At 74.8% G+C, this 18,376-nt stretch carries 19 protein-coding genes and 1 pseudogene; 11 read left to right on the forward strand and 9 right to left on the reverse strand.

All coding sequences use genetic code 11. From position 1 onward, the window contains the following. Positions 1–160: 160 nt before the first annotated feature. The 5 genes from SNE206_RS22415 (at position 161) to SNE206_RS22435 (ending at position 5,218) form a co-directional block, all read left to right on the forward strand. Positions 161–1,120 carry an ATP-binding cassette domain-containing protein gene (locus SNE206_RS22415; RefSeq protein ID WP_407915260.1) on the forward strand — a complete coding sequence of 320 codons (960 nt, stop codon included), beginning with the start codon at positions 161–163 and terminating at the stop codon, positions 1,118–1,120. Continuing rightward, positions 1,117–1,965, forward strand: coding sequence for an ABC transporter permease (locus tag SNE206_RS22420; RefSeq protein ID WP_407915261.1), 849 nt, complete (start codon positions 1,117–1,119; stop codon positions 1,963–1,965). Before SNE206_RS22415 ends, SNE206_RS22420 begins: the two co-directional genes overlap by 4 nt. 271 nt (positions 1,966–2,236) lie before the next feature. Beyond that, on the forward strand, positions 2,237–3,526 hold the full coding sequence (locus SNE206_RS22425) for a sensor histidine kinase (protein ID WP_407915282.1): 1,290 nt from the start codon (positions 2,237–2,239) through the stop codon (positions 3,524–3,526). Then, positions 3,523–4,197, forward strand: coding sequence for a response regulator (locus tag SNE206_RS22430; RefSeq protein WP_407915262.1), 675 nt, complete (start codon positions 3,523–3,525; stop codon positions 4,195–4,197). Before SNE206_RS22425 ends, SNE206_RS22430 begins: the two co-directional genes overlap by 4 nt. 355 nt (positions 4,198–4,552) lie before the next feature. Beyond that, positions 4,553–5,218: a phosphatase PAP2 family protein gene (locus SNE206_RS22435; RefSeq protein WP_407915263.1), complete on the forward strand. Its 666-nt coding sequence runs from the start codon at positions 4,553–4,555 to the stop codon at positions 5,216–5,218. Here the strand turns inward: SNE206_RS22435 and SNE206_RS22440 are convergent. The 4 genes from SNE206_RS22440 to SNE206_RS22455 all read right to left on the reverse strand — a co-directional run bounded on the left by SNE206_RS22440 (position 5,148) and on the right by SNE206_RS22455 (position 8,198). Then, positions 5,148–6,092, reverse strand: a complete 945-nt coding sequence (locus SNE206_RS22440; protein ID WP_407915264.1) for a M48 family metalloprotease — start codon at positions 6,090–6,092, stop codon at positions 5,148–5,150. The two genes, SNE206_RS22435 and SNE206_RS22440, sit on opposite strands and share 71 nt — an antisense overlap. After that, positions 6,089–6,478, reverse strand: coding sequence for a BlaI/MecI/CopY family transcriptional regulator (locus SNE206_RS22445; RefSeq protein WP_407915265.1), 390 nt, complete (start codon positions 6,476–6,478; stop codon positions 6,089–6,091). Before SNE206_RS22445 ends, SNE206_RS22440 begins: the two co-directional genes overlap by 4 nt. 286 nt (positions 6,479–6,764) lie before the next feature. Beyond that, positions 6,765–7,346 carry a TMEM165/GDT1 family protein gene (locus SNE206_RS22450; protein ID WP_407915266.1) on the reverse strand — a complete coding sequence of 194 codons (582 nt, stop codon included), beginning with the start codon at positions 7,344–7,346 and terminating at the stop codon, positions 6,765–6,767. 447 nt (positions 7,347–7,793) lie between these two features. Further along, positions 7,794–8,198: a DUF5997 family protein gene (locus SNE206_RS22455; RefSeq protein WP_407915267.1), complete on the reverse strand. Its 405-nt coding sequence runs from the start codon at positions 8,196–8,198 to the stop codon at positions 7,794–7,796. 58 nt (positions 8,199–8,256) lie between these two features. Here SNE206_RS22455 and SNE206_RS22460 point away from each other — a divergent pair, with 58 nt between their 5' ends. After that, positions 8,257–9,144, forward strand: coding sequence for a LysR family substrate-binding domain-containing protein (locus SNE206_RS22460; protein WP_407915268.1), 888 nt, complete (start codon positions 8,257–8,259; stop codon positions 9,142–9,144). 93 nt (positions 9,145–9,237) lie between these two features. Here SNE206_RS22460 and SNE206_RS22465 read toward each other — a convergent pair whose 3' ends face one another. Next, on the reverse strand, positions 9,238–9,957 hold the full coding sequence (locus SNE206_RS22465) for a HEAT repeat domain-containing protein (protein ID WP_407915269.1): 720 nt from the start codon (positions 9,955–9,957) through the stop codon (positions 9,238–9,240). Between the two features lie 207 nt (positions 9,958–10,164). On the opposite strand from SNE206_RS22465, the gene SNE206_RS22470 reads away from it, so the two are divergent. The 3 genes from SNE206_RS22470 to SNE206_RS22480 all read left to right on the forward strand — a co-directional run bounded on the left by SNE206_RS22470 (position 10,165) and on the right by SNE206_RS22480 (position 11,188). Beyond that, positions 10,165–10,605, forward strand: a complete 441-nt coding sequence (locus SNE206_RS22470; protein WP_407915270.1) for a hypothetical protein — start codon at positions 10,165–10,167, stop codon at positions 10,603–10,605. 66 nt (positions 10,606–10,671) lie between these two features. After that, positions 10,672–10,836: a 50S ribosomal protein L33 gene (rpmG, locus tag SNE206_RS22475; protein WP_407915271.1), complete on the forward strand. Its 165-nt coding sequence runs from the start codon at positions 10,672–10,674 to the stop codon at positions 10,834–10,836. A 52-nt stretch (positions 10,837–10,888) separates the two neighbouring features. Then, entirely contained in the window at positions 10,889–11,188 is a 300-nt protein-coding gene (locus tag SNE206_RS22480; protein WP_407915272.1) for a type B 50S ribosomal protein L31, read from the forward strand. A 174-nt stretch (positions 11,189–11,362) separates the two neighbouring features. On the opposite strand, the gene SNE206_RS22485 is transcribed toward SNE206_RS22480, so the two are convergent. The 4 genes from SNE206_RS22485 to SNE206_RS22500 form a co-directional block, all read right to left on the reverse strand. Beyond that, positions 11,363–12,196: a serine/threonine-protein kinase gene (locus SNE206_RS22485; RefSeq protein WP_407915273.1), complete on the reverse strand. Its 834-nt coding sequence runs from the start codon at positions 12,194–12,196 to the stop codon at positions 11,363–11,365. A 274-nt stretch (positions 12,197–12,470) separates the two neighbouring features. Beyond that, on the reverse strand, positions 12,471–13,160 hold the full coding sequence (locus tag SNE206_RS22490; RefSeq protein ID WP_407915274.1) for a response regulator: 690 nt from the start codon (positions 13,158–13,160) through the stop codon (positions 12,471–12,473). Beyond that, positions 13,157–14,428, reverse strand: coding sequence for a sensor histidine kinase (locus SNE206_RS22495; RefSeq protein WP_407915275.1), 1,272 nt, complete (start codon positions 14,426–14,428; stop codon positions 13,157–13,159). Before SNE206_RS22495 ends, SNE206_RS22490 begins: the two co-directional genes overlap by 4 nt. An 88-nt stretch (positions 14,429–14,516) precedes the next feature. Then, positions 14,517–16,715, reverse strand: a complete 2,199-nt coding sequence (locus tag SNE206_RS22500) for an MMPL family transporter (RefSeq protein WP_407915276.1) — start codon at positions 16,713–16,715, stop codon at positions 14,517–14,519. Between the two features lie 423 nt (positions 16,716–17,138). Between SNE206_RS22500 and SNE206_RS22505 the strand changes: the two genes are divergently transcribed. Next, a complete protein-coding gene (locus tag SNE206_RS22505; RefSeq protein ID WP_407915277.1) occupies positions 17,139–17,750 on the forward strand; it encodes an SGNH/GDSL hydrolase family protein in 612 nt (203 codons plus the stop codon). Between the two features lie 108 nt (positions 17,751–17,858). Continuing rightward, a pseudogene (locus SNE206_RS22510) lies at positions 17,859–18,257 on the forward strand (transposase); the annotation flags it as partial. Between the last annotated feature and the right edge of the window lie 119 nt (positions 18,258–18,376).

Below are 18,376 nucleotides of genomic sequence, written 5' to 3' on the forward strand. Positions count from 1 at the left end.
GGTGCGGCTCCGCGGCGGGCGGTCCGGGGCGGCGTGGTACCGCGGTACCACCCGATCGGCGTGGGTCGCGCCCCCGGTACCACGGTGTGCGGCCGGTACCGGCCCTAGCGTGGGCGGTGGGCCGGCCGGACGGCCGGGTGGCGAGCGCAAGGGAGCACCGATGATCGAGGCGCAGCAGCTGACGAAGCGGTACGGCGAGAAGACGGCCGTCGACGGTCTGGACTTCACCGTCCGGCCGGGTTCGGTGACCGGCTTCCTCGGGCCGAACGGCGCGGGCAAGTCCACCACGATGCGGATGATCGTCGGCCTGGACGCCCCGACCACCGGCTCGGTCACCGTCAACGGACGGCGGTACGCCGAGCACACCTCCCCGCTGCAGGAGGTGGGCGCGCTGCTGGAGGCCCGGTCGATCCACCCCGGCCGGTCGGCCTTCGACCACCTGATGGCGCAGGCCCACACGCACGGGATCCCGCGCCGCCGGGTCGACGAGGTGATCGGACTGACCGGCCTGCAGAGCGTCGCGAAGAAGCGCGCCGGGGCGTTCTCGCTCGGCATGGGGCAGCGGCTGGGCATCGCCGCGGCGCTGCTGGGCGACCCGGCCACGGTGATGCTCGACGAGCCCGTCAACGGGCTCGACCCCGAGGGCGTCCTGTGGATCCGCAACCTGCTCACCACGCTCGCCGCCGAGGGCCGTACGGTCTTCGTCTCCTCGCACCTGATGAGCGAGGTGGCCCTGGTCGCCGACCACCTGATCGTCGTGGGCCGCGGCCGCCTGCTGGCCGACACCACGGTCTCCGAGCTCGTCCGCCGGGCCGGCGGCGACACGGTGAAGGTGGCGAGCGCCGACCCGGCCCGGCTGCGGGAGGTGCTGTCCGCGCCCGGCGTGGAGATCACCGGCCGGGCCGGCTCGGAGGAGCTGGAGGTGGCAGGACTGTCCGCCCGCGAGATCGGGCTGGCGGCCGCCGCGCACGGCATCGCCCTGTTCGAGCTGACGGCACGGGCGGTGTCCCTGGAGGAGGCGTTCATGGAGCTGACCAGGGACGCCGTCGAGTACCACGGCACCACCGGCACCACCGGCACCATCGGAACCGGAACCGACACCCCCGGGAGGGTGGCATGAGCACGATCGCCCCGATCCACACCGCCGACCCCGCGGCGGCGGCCGGCCCCCGGCCGGTCTACCGGGTCACCGGCCGGCGCGTGCTGCGCGCCGAGTGGGCCAAGCTGTGGTCGCTGCGCTCCACCTGGATCACGCTGGGCCTGGCCCTGCTGTTCGTGGTGGCGTTCGGCATCATCGCCTCCGCGCACTACAAGTCGCGGATCACCGCGGGCGAGCGCCTCGACCGCGACTTCGCCGACGCCACCGCCGTGCAGCTGTCGCTGTTCGGCACGAACTTCGGGCAGCTGGCCCTCGGCGTCCTCGGCGTGCTGGTGACGGCCGGCGAGTACTCGACCGGCATGATCCGCTCCACCCTGGCGGCCGTGCCACGCCGCCTGCCGGTGCTCTGGTCGAAGGCCGCCGTCTACGGCGTGGTCGCCCTGCTCGTCGGGACGGTCGGCGCGTTCGCCGCCTTCCTCGTCGGCAGCGGCATCGTCTCCGGCACGCCCGCCGCGCTGACGCTCTCCGACCCGGGCGTCGTCCGCAGCCTGCTCGGCGCCGGGCTCTACCTCGGCCTGGTGGGCGTGATCGGCGCCGCCCTCGGCGCGCTGCTGCGCTCGGTGGCGGGCGGCATCTCGGTGCTGGTCGCCGTGCTGATGCTGATCCCCGGCCTGATCGGCCTGCTGCCGAGTTCCTGGCAGGACGACATCAGCCCGTACCTGCCCAGCGCCGCGGGCCAGTCGGCGTTCGCCCTGCACCACTCGGCGGGCACCCTGACACCGGCGGCAGGCCTGGCGGTCCTCCTCGGCTGGACGGCGCTGGCCCTGGCCGGTGCCGCCTGGCGGCTGGTGCGCACCGACGCCTGACCGGTGTCCGGCCGGTGCCCGACAGACGCGTGACAGACGCGTGACCGCCGCCCCGGCCGGGACCGCTCCCCGCCCCGGCCGATGTCCTGCCCCGGTCGATGCCCTGCCGACGTCCTGCCCGGGAGGGCGCAACCGTGCGACGCCCGGCGGCCGGACGACCCTCGTGGTCGGCCCGCCGCCGGCGTCCGCCCATCATGGACGGGTGACCCCTGTGCCTACCGACCTGCCCGCCGGCCCCGCGGTGGCCCTCCCCGCGCTCTCCCCGCCGGGGCTGGAGGCGTTCTCCGCCCACCCCGTGATCGTCCGGCTGGTGGCGGTGGGGCGGCGGCTCCGCCGCCTCGACCGGGAGCGCCCGTGGGTCCTGGACGCCCTCGTCGTGGCCGCCGTGTTCGCGATGTTCTGCCTGCCGGACCTGGTGCACGACGGGGCGGGCCGCCACGAGGTGAAGTTCCGGTTCACCCGGCTGCCCGTGGCCGGCACGCTGGCGTTCCAGCTCGCCCTGGTGCTGCCGCTGTGGTGGCGCCGCCGGGCGCCCACCGGGGCGTTCGCGGTGATCGCCGCCGTCTTCGCGCTCCAGTGGGCCCTGCTCGTGATGGTCCGCGCGGACATCGCCCTGCTGATCGCCCTCTACGGCCTCGCCCTGCACGGCCGGCTCCGGCACCTGCCGTGGGCGTGCGCGGTGATGGCCGGGGCGCTGGGGCTCGTCGCCCTGCGGGTGTCGAGCGTGGTGACCGTCGGCGACGCCCTCTTCTTCCTCCTCAGCGCGGCGACCGCGTCGGTCGCCCTGGGGCTGGCACTGCGGATCCGGCACGCCCACATGGCGGCCCTGCGCGAGCGCGCCGTGCAACTGGAGGTCGAACGCGACCAGCGCGCCGCGCTCGCCGCCGCGGACGAGCGGGCCCGGGTGGCACGGGAGATGCACGACATCATCGGCCACAACCTGTCGGTGATCATCGGCCTGGCGGACGGCGGCGCGTACGCGGCCGAGGCCGACCCCGGGCGCGGCCGGGAGGCCCTGCGCCTGATCGCCGGCACCGGCCGCGAGGCGCTGGGGGAGATCCGCCGGATGCTCGGCGTGCTGCGGGCCGACCGCGAGGACGGCGCCGTGCTCCGGCCGCAGCCCGGCGTCGCGGACCTCGACGACCTCTGCGAACGCATCCGGGCCGCCGGCCCGACCGTCACCTACCGCACGAGCGGCCCGCTCGACAGCCTCGACCTGGGCGCCCAGCTCACGGTCTACCGGATCGCCCAGGAAGCACTGACCAACACCCTCCAGCACGCCGGCAGCACGACCTCCGCGCAGGTCCGGGTCACCGTCGACGGCCCGACGGTCGGCATCCGCGTCGACGACCGCGGACCCGCCGCCGACCCGCAGGTCACCGGCCCGCCCCGTGGCGCCGCACCGCCGCCCGGCGGCGGCCACGGCCTCGTCGGCATGCGGGAGCGCGCCGCCCTCTACGGCGGCACGGTCGCCGCCGGGCCGCGACCCGGCGGCGGCTGGACCGTCGAAGCCCGCCTGACCCTCGACCCGCCCGCCCACCCCGGAGGCAGCACCCCGTGACCACCGTCCTCATCGTGGACGACCAGCCGCTCCAGCGGCTCGGCTTCCGCATGCTGCTCGAAAGCTCGCCCGGCACGGCCGTGGCGGGCGAGGCCGCGCACGGCGCGGAAGCGGTGCGCCGCGCAGCCGAGCTGCGCCCGGACGTCGTGCTGATGGACGTGCGGATGCCGGGGATGGACGGCATCGAGGCCACCCGGAGGATCGTCGCCGACGGCGGGCGCTCCCGGGTCCTGGTGCTGACCACCTTCGACATGGACGAGTACGCCCACGCCGCGCTGCGCGCCGGGGCCAGCGGATTCCTGCTGAAGGACGCCCTGCCGGAGGAACTGCTGGCCGGGATCCGGGCGGTCGCCTCCGGCGACGCGGTGATCGCCCCCGGGCTCACCCGCCGGCTGCTGGACGCCTACGCCCACCACCTGCCGGTCCGCGTGGCCGGCACCGAGAGCGACGACCCGCGCTACCGGGCGCTCACGGAACGCGAACGCGAGATCCTCGTGACCATGGCCAGGGGCTGGACGAACGGCGAGATCGCCGAGCGGCTGGTGCTCGCGGAGTCGACGGTGAAGACCCACGTCAGCCGGGTGCTGGCGAAGATCGGCGCCCGGGACCGCGTCCAGGCGGTGATCTTCGCGTACGACCTCGGGCTGACGCGCGCCGGCGGCGCGACCTGAGCTCCGCGGGTACGGCCTGAGCTCCGGCGGCGCGACCTCGGCTCCGGCGGTACGGCCTCAGCTCGGCGGCGGGGGAGGTCTGGCGGGCCCGGCCGCGCAGCGGGGTGCGCGGAACCACCGGGCAGCCGTGACCGTCTACATCTCTGTAGTCTGTCGACAGTGATGTAGACGGTCCAGGGTGCGGCGTGCGCACCTCCAGAGAGAGGCGCTCCCGCCGATGCCCCGGACCACCGGTGGACGGGCGACCCCGCCGAAGGCCGGGCCGCCCACGGACATCCCGGCCGCGCCCGGCCCTGCGCCTGCCCCTGTTCCGCTCCGCCGCGCTGCCGGTGCCGCCCGTGCCGCCGTTCCGGCGGTGGTCCTGCTGCTGTTCGCCGTCGTGACGGCGGTGGCCGTCGCGCACGGCGGTGCACCCCTGGCCGCGGAACGCTCCGCGCACGCCTGGATGCTCGCCCACCGGCCGGACGCGGCGGTACGTGCCGTCGGTACCCTCACCCGGCTGGGCACCGGGCTGCCGCCCTACCTGGCGGCGGCCGCCGCCGGAACGCTCGCCGCGCGGGCCGCCCGCACCACCGGGTACCGCCTCGCGGCCCTGTGCGCGCCCGCCGCCGTGCTCGCCGCCGGCCAGCTGCTGCGCACCGGGCTGATGCTCGCGCTCGCCCGCCCCCGTCCCCCGGTGGCCGACTGGGCAGGCCCGCCGCCCGGCGCGCACGCCTACCCCTCCGGGCACGCCTTCACCGCGGCGGTCGCCGCGGGCCTCCTTGCGCAGGCGATCGGCCGTACGGCGCCGCGCTCACGGGCGGCACCCGTCCGCGCCGTGCTGCTCCTCGTGGCGGCGGCCGTCGGCGTGAGCCGTGCCTACCTCGGCGTGCACTGGCCGCTCGACGTCGTGGGCGGCTGGCTCCTCGCGGCGGCCTGGCTGGGCCTGTGGCTGCCGCTGCTCGGGCGGCTCAGCGGCCCCGCACCACCGACCGGGCCTGCTCCACGTACTCGTGCAGCTCGTACGCCGAACCGACGCTGAGCATCACCGAGAACGCGACCACGGCCAGCAGTCCGGCTGCCGCGACCCGCAGTGCCCGGCCGCGCGGCACCCGCGGCGCGGGGCCCAGCAGCGCCCGGACCCGGCGCGGCACCGGCCCGGTGGCTGCCGCGAGCAGCAGCCCCTCCCGCCGGCCGGTGTCCGAGGCGGCCAGCGCCGCCCGGGCCACGGCGGCAGCGGCCAGCCGGCGGTCGCCGACCGCCGCGGCGGCGTCCTCGTCCGCCCAGCGTTCCAGGTGGAAGGCCAGCGGAGCCCGCAGCCCGCGCAGCGCCGGGTGCGCGGCGCTCGCGATCCGGGTCGCCCGTGAGAGGAGGTGGTGGCGCCCGGCGAGGTGGGCCCGCTCGTGGGCGAGCAGGACGTCCCGCTCGCGCCGCCCGAGCGCCTGCAGCATCGGCGCGGTCACGACGACCCGGCCGGGGCGTCCCCGGTGGCCGGGGAGCGCGTAGGCGTCCGCCGCGGCGTCGGGGAGCACCGTCAGGTCGCCGCCCACCGGGTGCGCGTCCACTGCCTCCCAGGTCCGGCGCAGCAGTGCCTGCTGACCGCGCCAGCGGCGGGCCGCCAGCCGGGCCGCGACGGCCAGCGCGGTGCCCGCGGCGAGGGCTGCGGGCACGGCCGCCGGAGACGTCGACACGAGCCAGGGCAGCGACATCCGGCCGGCGGCGGCCATCTGCGGCAGGTGGAGCAGCCCGCCGCCCACCAGGACGGCCAGAGCCAGTGCGGTCGCGCCCGCGAGTGCCACCGCGGCGCCGGCCAGCACGAGCCCCGCGGCCTTCGGCGGCAGCAGGTCGGCCAGCCGCCGGGCGGCCGCCACGGCAGGCCACGGACCGACGAGCGCGAGCACGACGAGGAGGTTCACCGCGCGTCGCCGTCCGGGTCCTGCGGGGCGAGCAGCAGCCGGCGCAGCACCTCCTCGTCGTCCTCGGACAGGGTCGAGACGAACCGCTCCAGCACGAGGTCGCGGTGCGGTTCGCTGCGCAGCTCGCGGTGCATCCGGCCGGCCGCGAGCCCGGGGGCGTCGTGCACGGGCGCGTACACGAACCCGCGGCCGACGCGGTGCCGGGCCAGGGTGCCCCGCTCGTGGAGGCGGGTGAGGATCGTCGTCACGGTGGTCCTGGCCAGGTCGCCGTCGAGGGCGTCGTTGACCTGGCCGACGGTGAGCGGTTCCCGGGCGGCCCACAGCACGGCGAGCACATCGGCGACGAGCTCGCCCTGCGGGCGCCTGGAGTCCTTCGCGTCGGTCATCTCTCCCCGTTCCGCCGTGGCCCCGCCGGGCGGGGCGGAGGTGTCGCTCCGGCCCGGCGGCAGCGGCAGCGGCCTCTCCGGGACGGCCGGTCCGCCACCTGGTCCGCCACCCTGGCGACTACGCAAGTGTAGACGGACGGCCCCGGCGGACCGTCGCTCCCCGGCGGCTCGCCGGCCACGGCCGGCGACACGAAAACCCCGGGGGCCCGCCGCGTGAGCAGCGGACCCCCGGGGCCCGGCCGAAGCCGGCCGCCGACCCCCTCGCGAGGGCGGCGCGGTGCCACGGTCAGCCGGTGAACGCCTCGATCAGCGACCACAGCGCGAGGACGGCCATGCACCCCGCACCGATGCGCTGCACGAGGCGCAGCGGGACGCGCTTCGCGATGAACCGGCCCACGACGAGGGCCAGCGCCGAGACGGACATCAGCGCGGCGGCGGAACCGATCGCGGTGGACAGCACGCCGTTGGTCGCGGCGAGGTTCGCGGTGGTGATCTGCGTGAGGTCGCCCCACTCGCTGATGAAGACGGCCATGAACGCGGTCGTCCAGACCGGCCAGAAGCCGGTGACGGTCTTCCCGGCGCCGTCGTCCCCGTCGTCGTCCCCGCTGCGCAGGAGGACGAACGCGCCGAAGGCGAAGAGCGCCGCGGAGACCAGCTTGACGAGCATGCCGGGCAGCAGCCCGATCAGGCTGCCGGCGCCGACGGCGATCGCCACGTGCACGATGAAGGCGGCGGAGGTGCCGAGCCACACGTACAGCGGCCGCATGCGGGTGCCCATGGCGAGCGATGCGAACATCGTCTTGTCGGGGAGTTCGGCGAGGAAGATCAGCCCGAAGGCGGTGACGATCGCCAGGGGGTCGAGGGACATCCGGGAGGCTTTCTGCTGGGGCCGGGCCCGGGACCTTGCGCGGAACACCCTCGACGGGCTGCGGGAGGACTCTCGGCCCGGCACGACGAAGTCGGCACCCGCAGGATGCGGGCACCGGTCATGCCTTGGCCGAAGGTCTCGTCCACCGCGCCGACCCGGAGGCCTGTGCGGCCCGGCGGCCGGGCCGCCCGCTGGTGTGCGGACGTCCAGTATGTCGACCTGCCGGTGTTTCGGGACTACTCCCCTTCGCAGCTCCAGTGTACCGGCCCCGGATGCGGACCCTGAGCGGGGGCCACCGCACCGCCGGGCCCGAACCGGCCGACCCGCCGGGCCCGAACCGGCCGACCCGCCGGGCTCGTACACCGGCCCGCACCGCCGGGCTCGTACGCCGGGCGGAGCGGTCAGGGGCGGTCAGGGGAGGTCGCGGTCAGGGGAGGTCGGGAGTGGTCAGGAACGCGGGCGGCGGGGCTGGTTGGTGCGCTCCGCGGCCTTCTCCTTGATGCGCACGGCCTCCTTGCGGACCTCCGCCTGGGTGGCGCGCTCACGCTGCAGCCACTCGGGGCCCTCCTCCTTGAGCGCGTCGATCTGCTCGGTGGTGAGGGCGTCGGAGACCCCGCCGCGCGCGAGGCCGGCGATGGAGATGCCGAGCTTCGCCGCGACCACCGGGCGGGGGTGCGGGCCGGTGCGGCGCAGCTCCTGCAGCCACTCCGGCGGGTCGGACTGCAGCGTGTTCAGCTCGGTGCGCGAGACGACACCCTCCTGGAACTCGGCGGGCGTGGCTTCGAGGTACACGCCGAGCTTCTTCGCCGCGGTCGCGGGCTTCATCGTCTGGGGTGTCTTGTGCGACGTCATGGGCCCAAGGGTATCGAGCGTGTGCACCACCTCCGACCACGACCGGTAACCTGGCGGGGTGACAGGCTCGGAAGCATCCCCTTCGTTCCGGCTGGCGTATGTCCCGGGAGTGACGCCCACGAAGTGGGTGCGGATCTGGAACGAGCGGCTGCCCGACGTCCCCCTCACCCTCGTCCCGGTGCCCGCCGCCGAGGCGTCCGGAGCGCTGCGCGGCGCCGACGCCGACGCGGGGCTCGTCCGGCTGCCCGTCGACGGCGCGGACCTCAGCGCGATCCCGCTCTACACCGAGACGACCGTGGTCGTGGTCCCGAAGGACCACCTCCTGACCGCCGTCGACGAGGTGTCCGAGGACGACCTCGCCGACGAGATCGTGCTGCACCCGCTCGACGACACCCTCGCCTGGGAGAGCCTGCCGGGCCGGCCCGCGATCGAGCGCCCCGCCACCACCGGGGACGCCGTCGAACTCGTCGCCGCCGGCATCGGCGTGCTCGTCGTCCCGCAGTCGCTCGCCCGCCTGCACCACCGCAGGGACCTCACCTACCGGCCGATGCCGGGCGCCCCCGAGTCGCGCGTCGCACTGTCGTGGCCGCAGGACGCCACCACCGATCTGGTGGAGCAGTTCATCGGGATCGTCCGCGGGCGCACCGTGAACAGCTCGCGCACCCCCGCCGCGGCGCAGGCGCCGGAGCAGTCCGACGGCCGGCGCAAGCCCGCCGCAGGCAAGTCTGCCGCAGGCAAGTCCGCCGGGGGCAAGGCGGCCTCCGGCAAGGCGGCCGGCGGGAAGGCGGCCGGCGGGAAGGCGGTCGGCGGGAAGTCCGGCTCCGGCCGGTCGGCCGCAGGGAAGTCGGCCGGCGGCAGGACGGCCGGTCGGCCCGCCCGCAGCGGCTCCGGCGGGTCGGGCGCACCCAAGGGCACCAAGCGGGGCAAGCCCCGCCGCTCGTCCTGACCGCCCGACCTGGCTGACCGCGTTACTGGTGCGTCCGGCGCTGCCGGTGTGTTCGGTATGTCCGGTGCTGCCGGTCGCGGGGCCCGGCCCCGTTCAGCTGCTCCGCCGGCCCGGCGGCTCCTGGGCGAGCAGCCGGAGCGCGAGGGCGGCGGCCCGTCGGACCTCCGGATCGCAGTCGTCCCGCGTGAGCTCCTCCAACCGTTCGCGCGCGGCACGGGCCCCGCACCGGCCGAGCGCGTGGGCGGCCCGGGCGCGTACGTCCCGGTCCGGGTGGGCCAGTGCGCGGAGCAGCACCGGCGCCGCCACGGGATCGCCCACCAGCCCGAGCGAGCGGGCGGCCTCCGCTCTCGTCCGGCTGTCCGGGTCGCTGAGGAGTTCGGTGAGAACGGCGACCGCGTAGGCCGACTCGCAGTCGGCCCGGCCGTGGAACCAGGCCAGCGACTGCCGGATCCGCAGGGCCGTCCCGCGGTCCCAGGGCACATGTGCGGCCAGCGCCTCGACGGCCGGCGGGCCTGCCGCGAGCAGGGCGCGCGTCGCGCTGTGGTGCAGCCGCCGGTCGTCCGCGGACCGCAGGAAGACATCGACCAGTGCCGGGACGCCGTCGGCGAGGGCGGGCGCCGCGTCGAGGTGGACGGTGCCGTCCGGTCGTCGCGGGAGCGGGGTCGTCGCCGGAGGACCCGGCTGCGGCTCCCGCAGTGGTTCCTGCGGCGGCTCCCGCAGAGGACCGGCTGGGGCAGAGGCCTCCGCGGGCCGGGGCCGGGGTGGGACGGGACGGGCTGTTGAGCGGGCCGTATCCGTCTGCTCGTATTCCACGGCGCGATTCAAGTGGCGGGCCCCGCCCGGGCGCAAGCGACTGTGCGCCCGCGCCGTCTCCGGCCGGTGACGTGTCCCGTCGGCCGGCCCCGTCCGGACGGCCCGTGGCAGACGGTCGACGATATGCAGTTGACGTGCGGGGCGCCGATGCGGCCTCATCGGAGCGGACCGGGCGGTGAGTTGGCCCGGCGGTGAGCGGGCCGGGCGATGAGGAGCACTGTGATCACCCAGGGCGTGACGGTCACCGCGCGATGCGCGGAGTGCGACGGTGTGCTGATGCTCGACATCGGGCAGTTCGTCGAACGCGGCCGGCTGTGCTGGGGCACCGAGGGGTACTGCCTGTCCTGTCCCGTCGCCTGGTGCGACCAGGACAGCGGCGACGTGACGCCGGAGGAGATCCGTCGAGCCCTCCTGACGCAACACGGACCAGCCCGCCTCCGGTTGACGGACCCGGAGGCACGCATGGTGCCCGTGCTCCGGGCTCTGCGGGAGGTGTACGGCCTGTCGCTGCCCCGAGCGCGCGTCCTGGCGAACGAGCTGAGGGCGACCGGCCTCGTGGGCACGTTCGTCGAGATGGAACTCCTCGCCTCCCGGCTCCGACACCTCGCCGTCGGAGTGACGGTCGACATGGAGTCCCCGACGGAATGAAAACGAAAACCGTTCTGTTGATGCCCGTGTACGACGAACGACACGACAGAAACAGAAGGAGTCACCGTGGCCCGCAGCGACCTGCGTCCGATCGTGAAGCTCCGTTCCACCGCGGGGACCGGCTACACCTACGCCACCCGCAAGAACCGCCGCCAGGACCCCGACCGGCTCGTGCTGCGCAAGTACGACCCGGCCCTCCGGCGGCACGTCGAATTCCGCGAGGAGCGCTGAACCCGGCAACCGTCCCCGTCCCCGCCCCCTCCGACGACCCGAGGAGCACCCCATGAAGACCGGCATCCACCCCGCGTACCGCCCTGTCGTCTTCCGCGACAAGGCGAGCGGCTACGCCTTCCTGACCCGTTCGACGGCCGCGGGCCGCGACGCGGGCGGGGCCGCCCGGACCGTGCTGTGGGAGGACGGTCGCACCTACCCCGTCGTCGACGTCGAGGTCTCGTCGGCCGGACACCCCTTCTACACCGGTGAGGCCCGCGTGCTGGACACCGCCGGCCGGGTCGAACGGTTCCGTCGCCGGTACGGCCTCGCGGGCGAGCCCGCCCGTACGGCAGCGCCGAACGGCACCTGACCGCCGCCCGGCAGCCCTGAACAGCCGGAACCGGTACGCCGTAGCTGGTGCACCGCCCGGCGGCGATCCCCTCGGGGACCGCCGCCGGGCGGTCGCCTGCGCGGGCTGTGCTGCGCGGGCTGTGCTGTGCGGGCTGTGCTGTGCTGAGCGGCGGGACGGTTCGGCGGCGACCGGTCATCGGCCCGCGGCTCGGACGGCGCGGAGGCGTTGCGCCACCACCCGTCCGTCGCGGGGCCGGTCGGCGGGCTCCTTGGCCAGCAGGTCGCCGACCAGGGCGGACAGGTCCTGCGGGACGTCGTCCCGGTGGCTGCGGACCGACGGAGGGCGTTCCTCCAGGTGCCGCCGCCGGAGCTCCGTGAACGTGCCGCTGAACGGCGGCGTGCCCGTGAGCAGGGTGTAGAGGGTGCAGCCCAGCGCGTACAGGTCGGTGCGGGCGTCGGTCCGCCGGTCGGCGAACTGCTCCGGCGCCATGAAACGCGGTGTGCCCATCCGGCCGAAGTGGTCGGCGAGCCCCGCCGTCGAGCCGGCCATCTGGGCGGTGCCGAAGTCGCAGATCTTCACCCCGCCGTCCTCGGTGACGATGATGTTGGCGGGCTTGACGTCCCGGTGCACGATGCCGGCCTCGTGGGCCGCCGCCAGGCTCTCGGCGATCCGGATGCCGTAGTCGATCACCATCCGGACCTCCAGGCCCAGCGGGTGGCGTCCGGTGACGGTCTGGAGATCGCTGCCGGGCAGCAGCTCCATGACGAGGTACAGGCATCCGTCGTGGTCGCCGACGTCGAACACCGTCGCGATCGACGGGTGCCGGTGCTCGTTCAGCCAGGTGATGATCCGGCCCTCCCTGCGGAGGCGGGCCGCCAGATCCTCCCTCGACGCGTCGGGCACGACTTTCACCGCGACCGGCCGGTCGAGGTCCAGATCCCGCCCACCCCAGACGTGCCCCATCCCGCCCTGGCCCAGCATTGCTTCCAGCCGGTAGCGCCCGGCCAGAACCTGCCCCTGCCGCACGACGTTCCCCTTCGGATCGCGCCCCGACCCTGCCGTCCCGGCATTGCACCACACGCCCGGCCCCGCCCGGGGGCAGTACGGAACATCGGTGACGGATCGACACCGACCGCCCTGACCTGCGTTGATGACGTACTGTCAAGGGTGGTGGGTGGTGGCTGGTGGACGGATCCGGTGTGGTGGGCAGGCCCGGGCCCCAGCCGGGCGGTTGCGCCGGGCCGCCGCCCAGGCCGCCGTTCGCGTCGGAGCCCAGGTCGGCGCCCGGGTCGGCGCTGGGTCAGCCGGTCTCGGCCTGCCTGCCGTTTCCCGGGCGGACCAGGCCGCTCTCGTAGGCGATCACCACGACCTGGGCGCGGTCGCGGGCACCGAGCTTGGCCATCGCCCGGTTCACGTGGGTCTTCGCCGTCAGCGGGGTGACGAACAGCCGCTCGGCGATGTCGTCGTTGGAGAGCCCGGCGGCGACCAGGGCGACGACCTCCTGTTCGCGGGCGGTGAGCACGTCGAGGCGGGGGAGGGCGCTGCGGTCCCGCGGCGCCGGCTGGGCGAGGAAGCGGCCGATCAGGGCCTTGGTCGCCGCCGGTGAGAGCAGGGCGTCGCCCGCGGCGACCACCCGGATCGCCTCCAGGAGCTCCTCCGGGTTGATGCCCTTGCCGAGGAAGCCGCTCGCCCCGGCCCGTAGCGCCTCGGCGACGTACTCGTCGCTCTCGAAGGTGGTCAGCACCAGCACCTTGACCCCGGCGAGGTCGTCGTCCTCGGTGATCAGCCGGGTGGCGGCCAGGCCGTCCAGCTCGGGCATCCGGATGTCCATCAGGACGAGGTCGGCGCGGGCGCTGCGGGCCAGTTCGACGGCCTCCCGGCCGGTGCCGGCCTCGGCGACCACCTCCAGGTCGGGTGCGGAGTCGATGAGCAGCCGGAAGGTGCCCCGCAGCAGGGCCTGGTCGTCGGCGAGCAGGACGCGGATCGTCATGGGCGGCAGACCTTCCGGCCGGTGTCGGTGGGCAGGGGGAGTTCGGCGTCGATGCGGAAGCCTCCGCCGGGGCGGTGACCGGCGGCGAGGGTGCCGCCGACCGCACGGGCGCGTTCGTGCATCCCGATCATGCCGTGCCCGGTACCGGTGCCGACACCTGCGCCACCGCCACCGGTACCAGCACCGGTACCGGGTACGGCGCCAGGGCCGGCGGGCCTGCCCGGACGGCCGTGCGTACCGTGGGCTGGGTTGCGCCCGTCGTCCTCGACCGTGAGCCGCAGCGTCTCGGTGCCGAAGCCGAGGCGGACGTGCGCGGTGACGGCGCCCGCGTGCTTGTGGGTGTTGGTGAGGGCCTCCTGGATGATCCGGTAGGCCGTCAGGTCGGTGATCTGCGGAAGGTCCACGGGGGTGCCGGTGCGCTCCAGCACCACCGACAGGCCGGAGTGGCGGAAGGAGTCGAGCAGGTCGTCGAGGCCGGCCAGCCCGGGGGCGGGTTCGCGCGGCGCGGCCTGGTCGCCGCTGTACCGGAGCAGGCCGACGGTCGCGCGCAGCTCGTCCAGCGCGGCCCGGCTCGTGTCGCGGATCCGTTCCAGGGCCTGGTAGGCGTGTTCGGGGTCGGTGCGCATCAGGTGGTGGGCGACACCGGCCTGGGCGTTGACGAGGGTGATGTGGTGGGCGACGACGTCGTGCAGCTCGCGGGCGATCCGCATCCGTTCCTCGGTGACCCGACGGCGGGCCTCCTCCTCCCGGGTGCGCTCGGCCCGCTCCGCGCGTTCCACCACGGAGGCCAGCAGCTCGCGGCGGCTGCGGACGGCGTCGCCGATGGCGACCGACAGGAACGTCCAGGCGATCAGGCCGAGGTTCTGCGGGAGGTCCTCGACGCCGGGGCTGGTGATCAGCGAGGCGGCGGTGAGGGCGCCGGCCGCCCAGATGCCCGTCCGCCAGGCGGTCCGCCGGTCGGTGCGGCTCGCCACCGCGTACAGGGCGACGCCGACCGCCGCCGGTGGCGGACCGGCCACCGGGATCACGGTGAACTCGACCACCCCGATCAGCACCGTCACCGCCACGACGCCCACCGGCCACCGCTGGAGGACGAGGAGCGGCACGCAGGACACCGCGAGCAGCACCAGGTACAGCGTGATCGAGGCGTCCTGGTGGTAGGCCGTGGCGGCGGTGACCGGCGCGATCAGCACGAAGCACCCCAGCGCCAGGGCCAAGCCGTTCATCAGCGGCCGCGCGTGGAGCCACCCTCTGATCCTGTCGGCCATCTGCACTCCTTCACCGTACGCAGTCGGGGCCCGGAGCGGCGGTGTGCCGGTCCGGGCCCCGACGTGCAGCGGGGACGTCGGGACGTGGTCAGCGGGTGACGGCCGGTATCGGCTCGTGCTCCGGGTCGGGGACGGGCGCCGGGTCGGGTTCACCCTCCACCGACACGTGGGGCAGCAGCCGGTCGAGCCAGCGGGGCAGCCACCAGTTGGCCCGGCCGAAGCGGTGCATCAGCGCGGGGACGAGCACCATGCGCAGCACGAGGACGTCGAGCAGGACGGCCAGTGCCAGGCCCATGCCGAACTCCGCGATCATGCGCTGCCCGGCGAAGACGAAGGCGGCGAAGACGCACGCCATGATGACCGCGGCCGCGGTGATGACCTGCCCGGTCTCGCCGTGGCCGACGCGGACGGCCCGCCGGTTGTCCCGGGTGTGGGTCCACTCCTCGTGCATCCGGCTGATCAGGAAGACCTGGTAGTCCATCGAGAGGCCGAACAGGATCGCGATGATCATCACCGGGGCGAAGGCCTCCACCGGGCCGGCCGCACCGACACCGAGCGCCTCGGACCCCCAGCCCCACTGGAAGACCGCGACGATCGCACCGAACGCCACGCCCATGGTGAGCAGGTTCATCGCCACACCGATCAGCGGCACCAGCACGCTGCGGAAGGCGACCATCATCAGCAGGCAGCCCAGCCCCACGATGATGCCGATGAACAGCGGCAGCTTGCCGATCAGGACGTCCGCGAAGTCGGCCGCGGTCGCCGTCGCACCGCCGACGTACACCTTGAGGCCGGTTCCCGCCTCGGCCTGCGGGATCACCCGGTCCCGCAGGTCGGTGATCAGCTCGGAGGTCTCCGCGGACTGCGGGGAGGTGGTCGGCACCACGCGGACGGTCGCGATCTGCCGGCCGTCCTGCATCGGGGCCGCCGCCACCTGGGCCACCCCGTCCACGCCCTTCAGCTCGGCGACGAGGCCGTCCAGGGCCGCGCGCTCCTGCGGTCCGGGTGCTTCGGCGACCAGCAGCAGCGGGCCGTTCGAACCGGGACCGAAGCCGTCGGCCATCAGGTCGTACGCCTGTCGGCTGGTGGTGGACTGCGGGTTGTTGCCGGCGTCGGAGGTGCCGAGGCGCAGCGAGAACACCGGCAGCGACACCGCGACCATCACGAGCAGGGCCACCACCGCCTTGCCGATCGGCCGGGCCTGCACCCGCAGTGCCCAGCGGGCCCAGAAGCCGGAGGTCGGCAGCGCGGACGGCCCCTCCTCGGCCAGCCGACGGCGCTGGGCCCGGCTCAGCACGCGCAGCTTCAGCATGCCGAGCATGGCCGGCAGCAGGGTGATCGCGGCGAGGACGGTCATCGCGACGGTGAGCGCGGCGGAGATCGCCATGCCGTTGAGGAAGCCGATGCCGAGGATCAGCATGCCCAGCAGCGCGATCACCACGGTCAGGCCGGCGAACAGCACCGCCCGGCCGGAGGTGTTCAGCGCCTTGACCACCGACTCCTGCACGCTCAGGCCCGCCATCAGGCCCTTGCGGTGCCGGTTGACGATGAACAGCGCGTAGTCGATGCCGACGCCCAGCCCCACCAGGACGCCCAGCGTCGGTGCGACCGAGGCGACGCTCATGCCGTGGCTCAGCAGCCCGGTGCCGATGACACCGGTGCCCACCCCGGCCACCGCCGTGAGGATCGGCAGCGCGGCCGCCCAGAGCGAACGGAACACCAGCGTCATCACGACCAGGGCGGCCACGATGCCGATGAGCTCGCTGGTGGCGCCCATCTCGCTCTCGGTGTTCTGGATCGCCTGCCCGCCCAGCTGGACGTCCAGGCCGTCCGTCCGGGCGTCCTCCGCGAGCTCGATCACGCGGTCGACGTCGGCCACCGGGACGTCCCGGGCGTCCTTGGTGAAGGTGACCTGGGCGTACGCGGTCGACCCGTCCGCGCTGACCTGCTGGGCGCCCTGCGGGTCGTACGGGCCGACGACGGAGGCGACGGACGGGCTGCCGGCGATCGCCTCCAGCGCCTTCGTCATCCGCTCCTCGGTCGCCGGGTCCTTCACCGACCCGTGGTCCGTGTGCCAGACGACCGTGTCGGTGTCGCCCGCGGCGGCGGGCATGTCGGCCCTGAGGAGGTCCAGGGCCTTGCTCGACTCGGTGGCCGGCATCGACATGCTGTCGCTGTACTTGGTGCCCACGGCGCCCGAGGCTGCGCCCAGGCCCACGAGCAGGCCCACCCACAGGAGGACGGTGACGAGCCGGTGCCGGTGGCACCAGCGGGCAAGCGCGGACATCGGGACTCCAGGTTCTCGGGCCCGCTGCCGGGCCGGCCGCATGCACGTCCGACGGCCGCGGCGCGCGCCGCCGGGACGGGCGGTGCGGGCCGGGCGCGGTACGACGGGCACGGTCGAATGCCGGGGCCGGGTGCTGACGGTGTTGTTCCGTCCCGGCCCGTGAGGACCGCGGGCCCTTTCCCCGGTGTACTCAACCCTGCCGTCCGGCAGGTCCGTTGTCGTCAGCCGTCCGCAGACACTCGGTGTACCGCACCCGCAGTAGGCAGTCGGTGCCGGATACCGCGGGTGCGGGTGCGGGTGCGGGTGCACAAGCGGGGCCCCGACCCGCTGCGGGGCGGACCGCGATCCATGATCGAATGTGCACCCGGTCGAAGACCGACCGGACACGGAACACACCGGGCACGGAAAACAGGGGAGAACCGCATGATCGAGCTGCCGGACCGGCCGATGACCTGGGTGGCGACCGGGGACAGCATCACCCAGGCCGTCCTGCACACGTACGGCGCGCGAGGGTGGGTCGAGCACGTCCACGAGCGCGTCCGCTGGCAGCTCGACCGGCTGACCGACATCGTCGTGAACACCGGCGTGTCGGCCTGGCGCGCCGTCGACGTCCTCGGCTCGTACGACCACCTGGTGGGCCGGTTCGCCCCCGACGTGCTGTCCGTCTCGCTCGGCACCAACGACGCCCGCGCCGGCCTGGCCGGGCTCCCCGAGTTCCACGACGCCATGCGCGCGATCGTCGACCGGACGGCCGGCGCCCGGATCGTGCTGCACACCCCCGTCCTGACCAGCCTGGCCGGCCGACCGGCCCGGCCGGAACTGCCCGCCTACTGCGAGGCCGTCCGCGAGATCGCCCGCGACACCGGCGCCCTGCTGGTCGACCACGAGGCCCACTGGCGCGCCCGCTTCGGCGACGCCGACCCGATCTCCTGGCTGGACGACCCCGCCCACCCCAACGCCGTCGGCCACCTGCAGATGGCCAACCACACGCTGCGCACCCTGGGACTGGGGGAGATGACCGACCTGTCGACCTGACCCGGCCCTGGTGCGGGTCCGGTCATCGGGGTAGCTCCTGGTCAAGGAAGCAGCACCTGATGAGCGACGTGACCGTCCGGGTCGAGGCGGTCGAAGTCGAGGCGGTCGATGAGGCCCGGCCGACCGTGGTGCCGGTGGACCTGCCGGTCGACCGGGCACCTGGTCGACCGGGCCCGCGCAAGCGGCCTGCGGCCGACCGGCGAGGGCGGGCTGCTGCAGCAGCCCGCCAAGCGGGTCCTGGGGTCCGCGCCGGAGGGCGGGATCACCGACCACCCCGGATACGAGAAGCACGACCCCCGGCCGGTGCGGGCAGCGGGAATTCCCGCAACGGCGTGCGGGCCGGAACCGCGCTGACCGATGTCGGGCCGGTGGAGACCGAGGTGGCCCGGGCGCCGGGGCCGGAAGGATGGCTTCGACCCGCAGGTCGTCAAGAAGCGCCAGCGGCGGCCGACGGACGTGGACGAGATGGTGCTGTCTCTCCCGGCACGGGGTCTGCCACATGGTGACAAGGGATGATTCGGCCACGGAAAAAGTGATGATCCGTCGCTTTTGGCGGGCTCGGGGGATTTGCGTCCCGAAAGCTGACCGTCGAGACGGGTGGCCGCCCCGGTGCATCGACGTGGACG

This window comes from Kitasatospora sp. NE20-6 (assembly GCF_045862635.1).